Below are 15,367 nucleotides of genomic sequence, written 5' to 3' on the forward strand. Positions count from 1 at the left end.
CTATTCTTTAATATAAATTTTTATACTGTCGCTTTCGCCGCTATCGCTGATAGCTCTAATAATAAATTCACCGGCTTTTGCTTTCCATATTACTGCTTCGTTTGGTTTCGCGGTTGCTATTAATTCATTTTCCACAAACCAAAAAATGTTGTTGGTTTTATTATCGCTAATCGCACTAAAAGTAATGTTATCACTATTTTTAATTGAATGTACGGAATTTTTTAACGGGTATATAATTTTAGGTTTTTGATGATGCCAATTTATCAACCTATTGCAATGGTTTGTAGGTATCGGTTTCGGTAATATATGTATTCCTGCTTTTTGATAAACCGCAAGCATATCTGTTGGCCATAAATTTACTGTTTTATATTCTGTTTGTCCTTTAATAAAGTTACAAGTAGGCATACCGGTTTTTAAATCTATCAACATTTTTCTATAAATACCGGATTGTTTTATCGGTGATTTGCCTTGAATGAATAAGGTTTCTGCTTTAACCGGACACATATCGTTATCGATATCTCCCGTATCTGCACAAACTTTTACTTTAGTAATATTTAGTGCATTAATTTTTGAAAGGATTAAATCCTCATCTTTATTTGGTCTAGCTATGGCTTCGATAATATTAAAGAATAAAGGGGCTGCAGCAATATTACCCGTAAATGTTCCGTGAGTTTGCCCTTTGAAATCCCCAACCCAAACAGCAAGTACGTATTTCCCGAATATGCCAACGCTAAGTGCATCTCTAAATGAGCTGGAAGTACCTGTTTTCCAATAAATCGGTAAGTTATGCCTTGTATTATTATAGGTAATAGGACGAGTCGTATCTTTTATAATATCAAGTGTTAAATAGCTTGCCTCGGGGGATAGTAGTACGATGTCTGTGTCATCCTTGTCCTCTCCTGTGTCATTCCCGCGAAAGCGGGAATCCAGTAAATCATATGAAATTTTTGTTCCAACATTTAGGTAATTTTTTATGGATTCCTGCTTTCGCAGGAATGACATAGTAGAATCCAATACTTTTCTAAGCGGTTTATAAGTACCGAAATTAGCAAGCATAGCATAAAGAGTAGTTAACTCTTCAAGAGTAATTTCTGCTGTGCCGAGCACTATAGATAAACCGTAATTTTCAGGTTTTCGTAAGCCGCTAATTTTTGCTTGTTGTAAGAACTCATAAAAATTCGGGTTTTTTAACTTAGACGCTAGAAATATTACAGGTATGTTACGGCTCTTTATTAACGATTCTCTAGCACTTAAACCGCCTGCAAACCTACTATCAAAATTTTCCGGTTTATAATAATCATAGTAAGTAGGTGTATCCTTTAGTAAAGTTAACGGATGTATTAGTGATTGATCAAAACTAAGTGCATAGACAAACGGTTTTAAAGCTGAGCCTGGAGATCTATGGCTTTTAGTGCCGTTAATCTGTCCACAAATATCGTTATTAAAAAACTCTCCGGAGCCAATACTTGCAAGCACTTCCATAGTAGTAAAATCAATAAGAATTACGGAGGCATTATTAATGCCATATTTTTTCCGATCATTAATATATAGCCGAACTTGTTGTTCTATAGCAGCTTGCAGATTTTTATCTATAGTAGTGTGTATAATAGGGCTATCATTATTTGCTAGTATGTCTAAAGTAAAATGCGGTGCAATAAAAGGAAGCTTTTTATTTTGATTAAATTTAACCGGCAAACTAATTAACTTATTATAAATAATATCTTGTGGGTGAATCGTGAGCCACTCGGTAAATAGATATTTACGTGCTTTAAAAATATTAATATCATTCCCGCCTCTTTTAAGTGGATTTTGTGGGATTACTGCAAGGCTTAGAATATCGATCAAATTTAAATCTTTTAGGTCACGATTGAAGTAAATATAACTGCCGGCTGCTATCCCTTCAATATTACTACCGTAAGGCACTAGATTTAGATAAGCTTCTAGGATTTCATCTTTTGAATAATGTAGCTCTACATGAATAGCTTTAATGATTTGATGTATTTTACCAAGAATAGTAGAAGAGTTTATTCCATATCTTAAACGTGCTACTTGCATTGTTATAGTAGAGCCGCCTATTTTACGATTATTCTGTAAATAAGTAGAATAAAAAGCTTTGGCTAAAGAAACAGGGTTAACGCCAAAATGCGCATAAAAATGCTTGTCTTCATATAGTAGTACTGTTTCTATAAAACTGGCCGGTATTTCACGTATAGGAGTGAATATCCTATATTTATCGTCTTTAGAAAGCGAAATACGCATTAACTCGCCGTTTCGGTCAAATACTCTTTGTGAGAAACTTACGTCTTTAAGTAAAGGTGCAGGAGGAATAGCAAAATATAATATTATAATGCTGCTGAGTGTAATAAAAAGTAATTTGGTTTTGAGAGACAAAGTAATATACCTTATAGTTTAATGTCATTCCCGTGTAGGTAAGAAAGCGCGGTTGCGTGGAACGATTTTTGCGTCATTGCGAGGAAAAACTGCAAGTTTCGACTAAGCAATATTGGAACAATTCCTGAGATTGCCACGCTCACTAACGTTCGCTCGCAATGACGACTTGGGTATTCATGCGGGAATGACATCATTTTATATAACAATCATTATAAAGCATTTTAAAAATAATGAAAATTTTAATAATATAGCGTGCATGTATAGAAGTAATATCGTATAATGTGCTACGAGATTTTAATAAATTAACTAAACATTAACAAAAATAACATTTCCTATAAATACTAAAATATCATATAAAATCCACGTTACTATCCTATTTTATAACTCATCAATATAAATTTTTGACATAATATAGATTATGTATCATTATCTTTAATAACAAAAAAGTATTAATATTTTAAGTAATAAGATTTATTAAAGAGAAATTAGATATTATGGAAAAAATATTAAATCTATAAATTCTAAACTTACAAAATTATTCTTACTTAACTGTGCTAATGCTGCAATCCTTACCGCTGTGACCGGGGAAGCAAGAGCAGATATAGAAATCTATTATATATTGAACCATACTGCTGACTACCAAATATTAACTCCTGCTCAAAAGCTTAATGTTATAAAAGGAATTCAGGACCGTACAGATTTTGGTGACCTTGTTGACGATCTTATGCCTGGGGAAAGAAGATTATTCAATAACGCAATAATAGAAGTCACTAGACTTCAAGCAGTTGTTCCTGTACTTAACGGTGCTAGAGAAAGAAGAGAAGCACGTGCAGCCGGTGTTGAAGTTGTTGATTTAACGGTAATACAGCAGTAGAAACAGGACGTAACGAGCAAGAGATGGCTCTAGAAAATAGACTTCAAGTATTGGAAATCCTTGCTAAAGCTGAAGGGGCAAATGCTGTCAGTATTAACGATAAAATTAAAAAGGCTATAAATTTTATAACATAGAAAATTTAAATACACCTTTGGAGCAGTTAAAATATATAGCTATGACAGGCGGTGTAGATGCTAATGACGATTTAAAAGTTGTAAATAATCTGTAAGAAGCATCGATATTAATGCTAAATACTCTGAATCAGGAAACAGCCCTTTTAAATAAGTTTAAAAGCGTAGCTACTCCGGAAGCAAAACATAAATTATTAGATCAATTTAAAAACTATGTTAATCAAAACTTAGTTGAGCTTGAGTCTAAACAATCTAGTATTCCCATAAGACAATCCGTAATGAAGTTAGCTGATCCTGCAATAGTAGTTAATTATTGAGAGCAGATGGATAAATTAAAAGAAGCATATATTGATAACGGTAAAATTAAGATAGTGAATGAAAACGATAAGGTAGTTGATGAGCAAGGTCTAAAAAGTTATAACAAGATTTTAAAAGATGCCGGTTTAATAACTAAAGATTTGGATGGTAAGAAAATGCAGGCATTGATAAATAATTTCGATGCTTTAAACAATGAGTGATCTGGCACTTGTCCTAAAAAAGACTGTAGGTGAAATAAGAATAGATAATGAGGGTCTAGTAGGTCTTGTAATATAGCACCTCAAGCAATGGCAGGAGTAGTACCGCCTCCTCCGCCTCTACCGGGTGGAGTAGCAGCTCCTCCTCCGGCAGGTGTAGGTATAAGACTTGCAATAGCTAGGGATATAGCAAATCTAGATGCCATAGGTGATGATGAACTAAAATTAGCAGGTTATAAATCTAAAGGCAAAAGAAGATGCTGCATTAAGAGGAAGAATAGCTGCACCGGCACCGGTTGTAGGCAGAGCAGTCGCAGAAGTTTTTGTAGCTCCGAATACTTTAGACAGAATATTTCATAATGAGATGTATTTAGCTAAAAATAATGGAAATCCCGGAAAGCTAGAAGTAAGAACATGAGATTAGGTGCAGCAACAGATTTAGGGATGACTATCAAAACACTTTTAACTTTAGAAGAAAGGAAAAGTTCACTTGAGTCTTTAACATTATTTTCAGAAGCAAAGCCTGATAAAGCACAATTAATGATAAAAGCTGAGAATATTTGGAATAGACTAAAAGATGATGATGTAATAAAGCAAATTTCAAGGCAAGCTTTAACTTTAAATAATAAAATAGCCAACAAGGAATTTTTTAAAGAGCTATTTAATGAAGAAGAACATAATGCAATAGACCGTTAAACTATACTTTTGATAAATTACCGCTGGACTTACAAAATCATATTACGGCAAGAAGTACTGAAATAAAAATAAAATATGAACTACAAGATAAGAAAACAATTATATCAAGAATAGATTATATTGCTAAAAATGAAAATGTTTTAGGAGCAAATTCTTTAAATAATGAAATAGAGATAAAATTTTCCGATGTACTAGATCTAGCTCCTAATAAAGGAGAAGTACACGATAATATAGCCCTTACTCCTAAAGCAAACGAAGTAAATACTCAAATAAATAATTGGATTAATAACAATATTGTTAATTTAAAAGTGGGAAGTAATATAGATAGAGGCTAACATTTTTACAACATAAAGCTGTACCGGCAACATTATCAAGAATTTATGAAACGGCAGTTGATACTAATGCTAGATTACTAAGAAAAGTTTTAGCCGATAATGCAGCTGGTTTATCTAAAGCTTCTAAAACCATTACAGAGAAAAATATAACAGACGCCGTACAAAATAATTTTAATGCAAAAATGAAAGCTTTAATACCTAATACTAAAGATTTCTTAAAAGAGGAAAATTTCTTAATATAATTAAGTGATGAGAAAATAGAAGCGGTATTAAAAGGAGTAAAGCTGCTAATACCCCTGTTATTGCACCAGTAATAGTGGTAGCAGGTGGACTGCCACTACCTACGAGGATAGGATATAATGGGCTTGGTATGGACGGTTTAGTCAGAAAGAGGAACAGTCTAAAGCCTATCGTAAATCTTTTTCCTAAAAAAAATACTGCGGTTGCAGTGGCAGTAGCTTATATTGCTCCTACTTCTAAAATAGGGGACAAAATACGAAACCGTTGTTCAAGCTATAGCAGCTTCAGTTGACACGGATTTAAAAAGAGAGTTAGCAATAAAGACTCAAGGAAAGGAAAAACTAAAAGCATTAATTGTAGAAGAAGTTTTTGAGAAATATACAACTAAAAATGCAGATGCACTTGATGGTAATATAAATCAATTAGCTCAAGCTATAAAAGAAGGAACCAATATTGAGTTCATAGGTCCTAAAAGAGAAGTAGCAAGTGGTATAGATCAGGAAACAAGAAATCTATGTGTTAGAATGAATCAAGATGCAGGATTAATGCAGCAACTTAAAGCGAATAATTCTAGGTTAGCAGCAATTATAGAAGCGGCAGCTGTAAATGAAGCAGAAGTTGCTACAAGACATCCTGAGTCAGCAGCAGCACAAGCAGTAGCAAATGGAGACGTAAGCTATGGTGGAGTAGTTGTAGTAGCTCCTGCTGTTGCTTTTGTGGTTCCTGTTGCACCGTTGGTTTTACCGGCAGATCCTGAAGAGGATGCAGAAGAGGTAATAGCTGTTCCTGCAGTTGCAGCTCCATTAGCACCGGCACCGGTAGTTATTAATATGGAAGATGTAGGGGTAGTTCCGCCTCCGGTGGAAGAAGCTCCACATACTGGTGCAGAAATTATGATTGTTCAACGTATAGAGAGGATTGTTCCTTTAGAGGGCAATATTGAAGGCTTTGATGATAAAGATGATTTTAACATTGAAGAAGATTATGAAAATGATGATTATAATATAATACAGGAGCGAACAAAAGTAGAAGTATCTAGTAGTACAAATAAATCAGAATCTAAGGATTCTGAAGTTAGCCTTGCAAACTCGAAGCAAGAGGAAGCTAGACAAGAAGAGGAGGCAAAAGTAGTTGCTTCTATAAAGGAAGCCGCAGAAGCAAGCATTGCTGAAGCTGTAAGAGTTGAAGCTGCTGAAGTTGTAGAAATGCAAAATGCAGTAAAACAAGACGAAGAAATGATTGGAGCAATATATAATCCGATTCATGATATCACTCAAATGAGCTGTAATATTATATCGCATAGAATGTTCTCTAGTGCTGTGGTTGCTGCGGGTGATGAAGATGAAAAAGTGTTAGATAAAAGCCTTTGGATTGCAGGTACTTACGGTACTATAATACGCAAAAAGGTTTTGCTGGTTATAAAGGTCATGTTGCGGGTGGTACTATAGGTTTTGATATTGGTTCTGATAACTACAAAGATTTAGTCGGTATTGCTTATACTAAATTGGATTCAAAGTTTAAATCTAACGGTAGCAGGTCAAATACTAATATCGATAGCCATATCGTAACTTTATACGGACAAAAAGAATTACCGAAAAACTTTATGATACAAGCTTGGTATAAGATACGGCCACTCTAAAGACGATACATATCAAGAAAGTGATGTTGTAGGTATTCAGCATTTGAGTATTGCTTCTAAAAGTAGCATTTATAGAGCGGTATTTTAGGCGGTAAGGTAGTTCTTTAGCACCGCAGAAAATAGCTGAAGGTTTCAGTGTTATGCCTGCACTTCAAGCATCTGTAGAACATTACTTAATGATAATAGTAAAAAACTTAATGCTAAAGTAAAATGGAAAGATAGAGAAGTTAATGAAACTATCGCATTACCGAAGCAACCTAAAGTCGCTTATAATATCGGTGCTAGCGTTTTAACTGAAAAAGATAATGTAAGCGTATTACTTGAATATCACTGTCATGTACAAAAGAAATATCAAAGCTATCAAGGCTTTGTGAAGTTGAAAGTGAAGTTATAACAGCCAAAATCGTCATTGCAAGAAAAAACTGTAAGTTTTGACGAAGCAATCCAGTAAAAAATGCTAATTTATAGCATTTTTTTTTATTTTTTGTGGATTACCACGCAGCCTACGGCTGCTCGCAATGATGATTATGGACCCACGCTAGCAATGCACTCCCAAGAGTCGTAAATAATACTTATTACTCGTCTCTTACTACTAACACTGATATATCTGAATGACGGACGATTTTAGAAGCATTAGGTCCAAGCATATAATCTTTTAATTGTAGTCTGACTGCAGAGATTATGATTAAATCGGCTTTAATTTCATTAGAGTGCTTAATTATTTCATCATAAACGGCACCGCTACCTATATAATAATCTGTTGCAATTTCATCGGGAATATATTGTTTGATAAGCTCTTTAATTTGAGCTTTATACTTTTCTTTTTTCTCTGTTCTCCAATGTTTAGGTAAATAATCTTCAAACATTTTCGTACCGAATTCAGGAATTACATACATAAAATGTAATTTTGCTTGAAAGTTCGTCGCAAGCATTAAAGCCTTAGAAAGAATACCTTTTATAGATTTTTTATCATTTAAATCTATAGGTATCAGTATATTTTTAAATATAGTATTTTCAGACATAAGATATTGTTAGTTTTTGTTTCTTACTGAATCATGTTTTGGTAGAACAAAATTTTTAGTATCGGCGAAATAGTTAATGTCCAGGTTATTTAATAAGTAATTAGAAAGTTTAAAATTTGCTACGTTTCTATGAAAAGCTCCGATAAATTTATCTAAAATATCACGATTTGCCTCATCTCTAGTTACTAGGATTGCCGATACTTTTACTGTAGTTTGATTATCGGTAATCCCTGGATATAAGCCCTTATGAAGTATGGCTTTATGAAAAGCTCTATTTTGTTTTATTAATTCCGTTATTTTATCATTGTCAATAGAAATGAAATCAATTTTACACTTATTAGCTATTAAATTTACTAAGGGGTTAGAATGTCCAACCATCATTATTATAGCATCTATTTCCTTATTACAGAGTTGATCACTAGAATCTTCATAATTAATGTGTAGCTCTTCAGGTTCCTTAGCAAATTTATATAAAGAACGTACGATATCATAAGTAATATGACTACTGGAAAATGCTGGACCGTTAGTTATTTTTTTTCCGTCAATATCAGCAAAACCTTTTATTGTATCCTCATCTTTTACAATAACCGTAAAAAACTCATCATGTAGATTAAGCACCTGACGTAAATTTTGCATTTTTTCTTGATCGTGATAATAACCTATGCCCTCATATGCTTCTACTGCAATATTAGCTTGCACTAGGGCTAAATCAATTTTGCCTTGTTGTAATAATTTTAAATTTTCTATACTACCGTTTGTTGCAACAACTTCGCATGTAATATGTTCATTATTTTTATCGTCATTTGTAATAGTCTTGCATAAATCAAGTCCAATAGCATAATATCCTTTTAAAATAGAGCCGGTACCGATTTTAATGACTTTTGGAGCAGCATAAATATTACTGCAAATAAGAAATATGCTAATAATAGTCGCTAGTTTAAAATTGTTCATAAAGCTAATTTGAATTATTTGTGGTATTTTGGTCTTCTTTATGTTCACCAAGTTTTAGTTCTAATAAATTAATAGCACCGATATTTATTCCTTTGTCTGAAAACTCAATATCAAACTTAGCTTTTTCTATATTTTTGTAAGCCGAATTTGAATCATTTTGCTCTGTATTTAATTGCACGTCGGAAGCTTTAGTAATTGCTTTAGCAATAATTGTTTTAATTATGTTCTTAGAAAAAATAATATTATTCGGTAATAATTTATCAACTATGGAATTATAATTTTCTAGCTCAAAATATAGTTTTCCTTTCGGTAATTTATTGGCAAAGAGTTGTAAATCACCGTTTAAATTAATTTTAGAATCATTATCACAAGTAAAAATAAATCTTTCTATATTAAAATTTTGTAAAATAGCTGAATCTTCTCCGTCTTCAGCAAATTTTAAAGAAGCAGCAATATCTAAATTAGCATTTTTAAAATTCAAAATATCTTTTTCTGAATAATAATTCATGTTTAAAAATAAGGATATATTTTCCTCACTTGCTAAATTCTGTTTTCTTATAAGAAATGCTAAATCATTAATTTTGAAGATTTCTTGATTATCTTTAAATATCAATAATGCTTTATTATTTAACTGAATTGATTTTAATATTTCTTTTAAATTATCATCTTTTGATATTTTATATAAAGGTTTATTAAATTTTCCTATACCCTTTATGTCATCATCGCTGCGTACATCATAGGTAAATGTTTTGTCGCCGTAATTATCGACTTCTCTAATAAAAGGACCGAAATTAAGAACGGCTCTTTTAGTACTAAAAGCTATATTTAGGACAATATTTTCGCATGTAAATTCTTTAGAATTTACATGATCAATTAATTTTACTTTAGGATCTGTTACGGTAATTTTCCAATTAAAAGGATAGCCTGAAAACTTAACTACATTATAAGATATTTTAAGATTATCGGATTCAGAATTCTTCATTAAACTTACAACGTTATTTTTTATAGTATATGCAGTTGCAAACCATATTATAGTAAAGGCTAAAAACACAAAAAGAAGTATTTTACGTATCACTTTTTTAATCCATTATAATTTTATATTACGAGTAGTAGCAGGAATGCGTACTTTTATGCCGTCTAATTCTTCGGTTAAAATAATTTGACATCCCAATCTAGAAGTATCGGTAAGACCAAAGGCTAAGTCAAGCATATCTTCCTCTGCTTCCGTAGGTTTTTTTAATTTGTTGTAAAATTCTTCTTCTAAAATAACGTGACAAGTAGCACAAGCAAGCGATCCTTCACAAGCTCCCTCAAGGTCTAGATCGTTACTATGGGCAATTTCTAAAATAGAAAGCCCTATCGGTGCTTCTACTGTTTTTTCTTCTCCATCATTTATAATAAATGTTACTTTTATTTTTCCTGACATTCTTCTTATTTTTCCTTATCTAAATTAGTTCGATTATATATAATATTTTATATATAACTGAGGCTATTTAATTTGATTGATATTTTTGCCTTTTAGCAAATCATTAATTATTATATTAAACTTTGTATCTATAGATTTTTTTATTTTGGATTTAAACTCTTTAATAGAATTATTAATTAAGATCCAATCTCTAGCGTGTACGGCTTCTTTTATATTATCTAATAAAGAATTAATTATAGATATCTCACTTTCCGATGATAAAATTGTTAATTCCGCTATAGCACGTTCTATGCTAAAGATTAAAGCCTCTGCTTCAATTACTGCTTCTTGTAATAATCTTGTAGTATAATCTATTTTAGCATTTTTATACGCGTTTTCTAACATAATATCAATCTCCGTTTTATCAATACCGTGATTTGGCTTTACTTCTATAGCATGTGATGTATTGCTGATTTTCTCATAAGCAGAAACGGATAATATACCGTCTGCGTCAATAGAAAAAGTAACTTCGGCTCTAATATAGCCTGCTTTCATAGGAGGAAGTCCCTTTAACTCAAATCGGGCTAAACTGCGGCAATCGGCAGCCATTTCACGTTCACCTTGTAATATATGAAATTGTATACCGGTTTGATTATCGACATAAGTCGTAAATTCTTTTACGACCGAAATAGGAATCGGAGTATTATGCATGATGATTTTTTCAACTATACCGCCATATAATTCCATACCCAGCGATAAAGGTGCTACATCAATCAATAATGAATTTGTATGGGGTGCTATTAAATTTTCTGCTTGTAATGCAGCCCCCCATACAACTGCTTTATCAGGATCGATATCTGATAGAATATCTATTTTAAATGCTTTATATAATTCGTCTTTTATTAAAGGAATGCGGGTTGCACCCCCTACTAAAATAACTCCATCTATATTTGGATTTCCTGCTTGTTCTAAACACTCTTGAGCTATATTGATAGTACGTTCTACTAAGGGTAAAATTAATTGCTCTAATATTTGCTTATTAATTGATACATTATCATTATTAAAACTATCTTTATATGTTAAAGTTTCTTTTGCTTTTTTTGCAAGTTGTAAAGTATCTATAGAATTAGGTAAATCAAATTTATTGCAAAGATATTGTGTAATTACTACATCTATATCGTTGCCACCAAGCATGTTATCGCCGTTTGTTGCTATAACTTGAAAAATACCTTCTTGTATATTAAGAATAGATACGTCAAAAGTACCGCCGCCTAGGTCATATACTAAATAACAGCCTTTTTGATTTTTGTTTAAGCCGTAAGCATAGGCAGCTGCAGTAGGTTCGGCAATTAGCCTTAATACTTCAAAACCTGCTATTTTAGCCGCAAGCATTACTTCGCCTCTTGCTGCATCGTTAAAATGTGCAGGTACTGTTATTACTGCTTTAGTTAGATTAGTCTTTAATTGTTCTTCTGCTTGATTTTTTAGGTAAATAAAAATTTCTGCTGCAATTTCAGGGACTCTTAGTTGTTTATTTGCAAAATTTAGCTTAAGCTCACTACTATTTACATCTAGATAATCTTTAACTAACGAAAAAAGTGCCGGAGTATTTAGAATTTCTTTTAATGTTTTACCGAATAGTCTTTTAATAGAACGCAGTCCTTTATTATTACCTATAGTAAAATTGTTACTTGTAAAATCTATAGTAGTTGGGATTAATTCTTTATCATCTATAGATTTAATAACTTTAACTTGTCTATTAGCTGCAATAGCTATTAATGAGTTAGTAGTGCCAAAATCGATACCGACTGCTATTTGCCGTTCTTGCTTAAAATCAGCTTGCTCCGGTTCCCTAATTTCTATTATTTGCATGATTTTATTTTTTCTTGCAGTTTATGCAGCAATGTTCCAATATATTTAAGCTTGCTAGTTTTTATAGTTGCGTCTGATAGATTTTGTTCTTCAAAAGCTTGTTTTAAAGAATCAATTTCAAGCTTTTTCATTAATTCATATTTGTCTTTTATTTTTTCTAAATCACTAAATAAGATAGTATTTTCGATTATTTCCATTTCATCCCAGAATATGCTTAATTCTAGAGGCGAAAGTAAACTACGTGTTTTTTCGTCATTCAAATTTATATTTTGCAAAAGCAGCATATATTCAGCGCGCTTTAAGGCATCTTTAAGAGTAGAGTAAGCGTTATTTAATTCAGCCGCAGTAATTAGATTTTGTTCCTTTTCCTGCAAAGTTTTTGCTTTATCGGGATGATATTTTACCTGCATAGCAAAATATTGCTTTTCTAATATCTTTAAGTTAATATTATACTCTTGCGGAAGTCCTAATAATTGAAAATAATTTTGCACTTTTCCTTTTTTGTAATTCTAAACTGCTCTATCATATATCAAAAATTAAAAAAATACAATTATGGAAGTAGATCTATTACATTTTGAAAAAAAATATCATAACTGTATTGTAGCAGGTATAGATGAAGCAGGTAGAGGACCGCTTGCAGGTCCGGTAGTAGCAAGTGCCGTTATAGTAGATAACGCCAATATTATAACGGGAATTAAAGATTCTAAAAAGCTTTCCAAAAAGAAAAGAGAATTACTATATGAACAAATCACTAGTAATTATGTTTGGGCAACTGCTATTATTTCTCATACCGAAATTGATGATATTAATATATTAGAGGCAACTAAAAAAGCTTGTTCTATTGCTGTAGCAAATCTTAGCCTTGAGCCAGAAATAGTGTTAGTTGACGGTAATATGCAGTTTAAGGATGAAAGATTTGTCAGTATAATTAACGGTGATAATTTATCATTATCAATTGCTGCGGCTTCTATTGTTGCAAAAGTTACTAGGGATCGTTTGATGCTAGACTTAAGTGCTGAATTTCCCCAATATTTATGGCATAAAAATTCCGGCTACGGTACCAAAGAACATATCGAAGCTATTAATATACATGGCTTATCACCGTATCATCGTAGGAGTTTTAGGTGTTGTTAATGGTATTGCCCGTGTGGACACTGAATAGTCATTGCGAGCAGCCATAGGCTGCGTGGCAATCTCATGAAATAATAACAAACTCCTGAGATTGTCAAAACTTACAGTTTTGCCTCGCAATGACGATGACGATTTTGGTATCCACAACGTACACCATTAACTCAACTCGAGTGCCGCCTCTTCTAGAGTTTTTAGCTGATCACGAAGTTTTACGGCTTGTTCAAATTCAAGATTACTTGCGGCTTTAAGCATTTCTTTCTTTAATTTATCAATATGGGTTTTTAGCTTAGCAGGATTATCAAATAAAGTATGAGCTTGTTTTTTATCAAGCTTACTATCGATTTTCTCAAATTCTGCTAAAGCGTGAATAGCACGGTTGATGGTTTTTGGAATTATGCCGTGTTTTTCATTATATTCTTGCTGAATTTGCCTTCTACGCAACGTTTCACTAACGGCTTTATCGATAGATTTAGTCATTTTATCGGCATAAAGTATAACTCTACCCGCGCTATTTCTTGCAGCTCTTCCTATTGTTTGTATTAACGATACTTCCGACCGCAAAAACCCCTCTTTGTCTGCATCAAGTATAGCAACTAAGCCGCATTCAGGGATGTCAAGCCCCTCCCTTAATAGATTAATACCGACTAAAACATCAATAGTACCTTGTCTTAAATCTCGTAAAATCTCTATACGTTCTAGAGTATGAACGTTAGAATGTAAATAAGAAGTTTTATATTTTAGCTCCTGCAAATAGGCGGTTAAATCTTCTGCCATTTTTTTAGTTAAGGTGGTGACTAGAACACGAAAACCTTGAGCGATAGTGGTTTGAATTTCGCTAATTAAATCCTCAACTTGGTTAGTAGCGGGTTTGATAATACATTCAGGATCAAGCAGCCCAGTAGGTCTGATAATCAATTCTACAACCGTGCCGCCGGTTTCTTCTAACTCGAACGGTCCTGGAGTTGCAGATACAAACACAGTTTGTGGTCTAAATTTGTCCCATTCTTCAAATTTTAAAGGTCTGTTATCAAGTGCAGAGGGTAGACGAAACCCATGCTCTACCAAAACTTTTTTCCTTGCTCGATCGCCGTTATACATCGCTCTAATTTGCGGTACGGATACATGGCTTTCATCAACAAATAATAATGCATCTTCTGGTAGGTATTCGAATAATGTAGGAGGCGGCTCACCGGCATTACGTCCTGTGAAAAAGCGAGAGTAGTTTTCAACGCCTTTACAGCTGCCGGTTTCCGTTAACATTTCAAGATCATATTGAGTACGTTGATTTAGCCTTTGAGTTTCAAGTGGTTTGTCTTGTGACTTTAAAAACTCTAAGCGTTTTTGTAATTCTTCTTCAATACCTGATATGGCATTATTGACTGTTTCTTGAGGCATCACAAAATGTGAATTACCAAAAACCATAGCTTTATCGAGCTTAGCAAGTTTTTCACCTGTTAGGGGATCAAATTCATGGATATATTCGAGTTCATTACCGAAAAACGATAAACGCCAAGCTTTATCGCTGTAATGTGAGGGGAAAATATCGATGTTGTCGCCTTTAACTCTAAAACAGCCACGCTCAAATCCGATATCGTTACGCTCATATTGTAGATTTATCAAATCGTTTAGTAGCTGATCACGAGGGTAGCTTTGACCAGGCTCTAGATTAACCATCATTTGGTAATATAAATCGGGAGAGCCAAGGCCGTAAATACAGGAAACGGAAGAAACTACTATAACGTCACGACGCTCTAATAGCGATCTTGTAGCGGCATGACGCATTAAATCAATTTGTTCGTTAATTGATGAGTCTTTTTCTATAAAAGTATCGGTGCGTGCTATATAAGCTTCGGGCTGGTAATAATCATAATATGAGACAAAGTATTCAACGGCATTCTTTGGAAAAAGCGATTTCATCTCTGAATAGATTTGGGCAGCTAAAGTTTTATTATGAGCCATAATAAGAGTAGGACGATTAGTTCTCTCTATAATATTTGCCATAGTAAAGGTTTTGCCTGATCCCGTAATACCAAGCAACATTTGTGAGCGTTTTTTGCTACTTAACCCTGCTATAATTTCATCTATTGCTTTTGGTTGATCGCCTGCCGGTTTATATTCTGAGATAATAGAAAAATTATTCATGCATTTTTACTTGCTTTAAAAAC

At 33.0% G+C, this 15,367-nt stretch carries 16 protein-coding genes and 1 pseudogene; 9 read left to right on the plus strand and 8 right to left on the minus strand.

The features are described 5' to 3' along the window. Positions 1-2,391, minus strand: coding sequence for a penicillin-binding protein 1C (gene pbpC / locus RC_RS01280; protein WP_010976911.1), 2,391 nt, complete (start codon positions 2,389-2,391; stop codon positions 1-3). Positions 2,392-2,968: 577 nt separating this feature from the next. On the opposite strand from pbpC, the pseudogene RC_RS01285 reads away from it, so the two are divergent. From RC_RS01285 to RC_RS07200, 8 genes and pseudogenes are all read left to right on the plus strand, one after another. Further along, a pseudogene (locus RC_RS01285) lies at positions 2,969-3,399 on the plus strand (cell surface protein). A 110-nt stretch (positions 3,400-3,509) separates the two neighbouring features. Then, positions 3,510-3,713 (plus strand): hypothetical protein, encoded by a 204-nt coding sequence (locus RC_RS01290; protein ID WP_004996507.1) that lies wholly within the window; start codon positions 3,510-3,512, stop codon positions 3,711-3,713. A gap of 6 nt (positions 3,714-3,719) precedes the next feature. Continuing rightward, positions 3,720-3,914: a hypothetical protein gene (locus RC_RS01295; protein WP_010976913.1), complete on the plus strand. Its 195-nt coding sequence runs from the start codon at positions 3,720-3,722 to the stop codon at positions 3,912-3,914. A gap of 87 nt (positions 3,915-4,001) precedes the next feature. Next, positions 4,002-4,271 carry a hypothetical protein gene (locus tag RC_RS01300; RefSeq protein ID WP_010976914.1) on the plus strand — a complete coding sequence of 90 codons (270 nt, stop codon included), beginning with the start codon at positions 4,002-4,004 and terminating at the stop codon, positions 4,269-4,271. 54 nt (positions 4,272-4,325) lie between these two features. Further along, a complete protein-coding gene (locus RC_RS09805; protein ID WP_010976915.1) occupies positions 4,326-4,607 on the plus strand; it encodes a hypothetical protein in 282 nt (93 codons plus the stop codon). Between the two features lie 651 nt (positions 4,608-5,258). Then, a complete protein-coding gene (locus RC_RS10070) occupies positions 5,259-5,474 on the plus strand; it encodes a hypothetical protein (protein WP_010976916.1) in 216 nt (71 codons plus the stop codon). A gap of 232 nt (positions 5,475-5,706) precedes the next feature. Continuing rightward, complete coding sequence (locus tag RC_RS10075; RefSeq protein WP_010976917.1) at positions 5,707-6,630, plus strand: hypothetical protein; 924 nt, start codon at positions 5,707-5,709, stop codon at positions 6,628-6,630. Then, positions 6,549-6,821, plus strand: coding sequence for an autotransporter outer membrane beta-barrel domain-containing protein (locus tag RC_RS07200; protein WP_010976918.1), 273 nt, complete (start codon positions 6,549-6,551; stop codon positions 6,819-6,821). Before RC_RS10075 ends, RC_RS07200 begins: the two co-directional genes overlap by 82 nt. Positions 6,822-7,396: 575 nt before the next feature. Here the strand turns inward: RC_RS07200 and RC_RS01325 are convergent. The 6 genes from RC_RS01325 to hscB all read right to left on the minus strand — a co-directional run bounded on the left by RC_RS01325 (position 7,397) and on the right by hscB (position 12,562). After that, positions 7,397-7,843 carry a universal stress protein gene (locus RC_RS01325; RefSeq protein ID WP_010976919.1) on the minus strand — a complete coding sequence of 149 codons (447 nt, stop codon included), beginning with the start codon at positions 7,841-7,843 and terminating at the stop codon, positions 7,397-7,399. A gap of 9 nt (positions 7,844-7,852) precedes the next feature. Further along, complete coding sequence (locus RC_RS01330; RefSeq protein WP_041471708.1) at positions 7,853-8,794, minus strand: TAXI family TRAP transporter solute-binding subunit; 942 nt, start codon at positions 8,792-8,794, stop codon at positions 7,853-7,855. Positions 8,795-8,798: 4 nt separating this feature from the next. Next, complete coding sequence (locus RC_RS01335) at positions 8,799-9,869, minus strand: RP198 family tick cell line-upregulated protein (protein ID WP_010976921.1); 1,071 nt, start codon at positions 9,867-9,869, stop codon at positions 8,799-8,801. Between the two features lie 12 nt (positions 9,870-9,881). Next, complete coding sequence (locus tag RC_RS01340) at positions 9,882-10,220, minus strand: ferredoxin family 2Fe-2S iron-sulfur cluster binding protein (RefSeq protein ID WP_010976922.1); 339 nt, start codon at positions 10,218-10,220, stop codon at positions 9,882-9,884. Between the two features lie 63 nt (positions 10,221-10,283). Continuing rightward, positions 10,284-12,071, minus strand: coding sequence for a Fe-S protein assembly chaperone HscA (gene hscA / locus RC_RS01345; protein ID WP_010976923.1), 1,788 nt, complete (start codon positions 12,069-12,071; stop codon positions 10,284-10,286). After that, positions 12,062-12,562, minus strand: a complete 501-nt coding sequence (gene hscB / locus RC_RS01350) for a Fe-S protein assembly co-chaperone HscB (protein ID WP_004996487.1) — start codon at positions 12,560-12,562, stop codon at positions 12,062-12,064. The genes hscA and hscB overlap by 10 nt, the downstream gene beginning before the upstream one ends. Before the next feature lie 61 nt (positions 12,563-12,623). Between hscB and RC_RS01355 the strand changes: the two genes are divergently transcribed. Beyond that, positions 12,624-13,205 (plus strand): ribonuclease HII, encoded by a 582-nt coding sequence (locus tag RC_RS01355; RefSeq protein WP_010976924.1) that lies wholly within the window; start codon positions 12,624-12,626, stop codon positions 13,203-13,205. A 153-nt stretch (positions 13,206-13,358) separates the two neighbouring features. On the opposite strand, the gene uvrB is transcribed toward RC_RS01355, so the two are convergent. Next, on the minus strand, positions 13,359-15,344 hold the full coding sequence (gene uvrB / locus RC_RS01360; RefSeq protein ID WP_010976926.1) for an excinuclease ABC subunit UvrB: 1,986 nt from the start codon (positions 15,342-15,344) through the stop codon (positions 13,359-13,361). Positions 15,345-15,367 lie beyond the last annotated feature (23 nt).

This window comes from Rickettsia conorii str. Malish 7, assembly GCF_000007025.1.
Taxonomy (GTDB): domain Bacteria; phylum Pseudomonadota; class Alphaproteobacteria; order Rickettsiales; family Rickettsiaceae; genus Rickettsia; species Rickettsia rickettsii.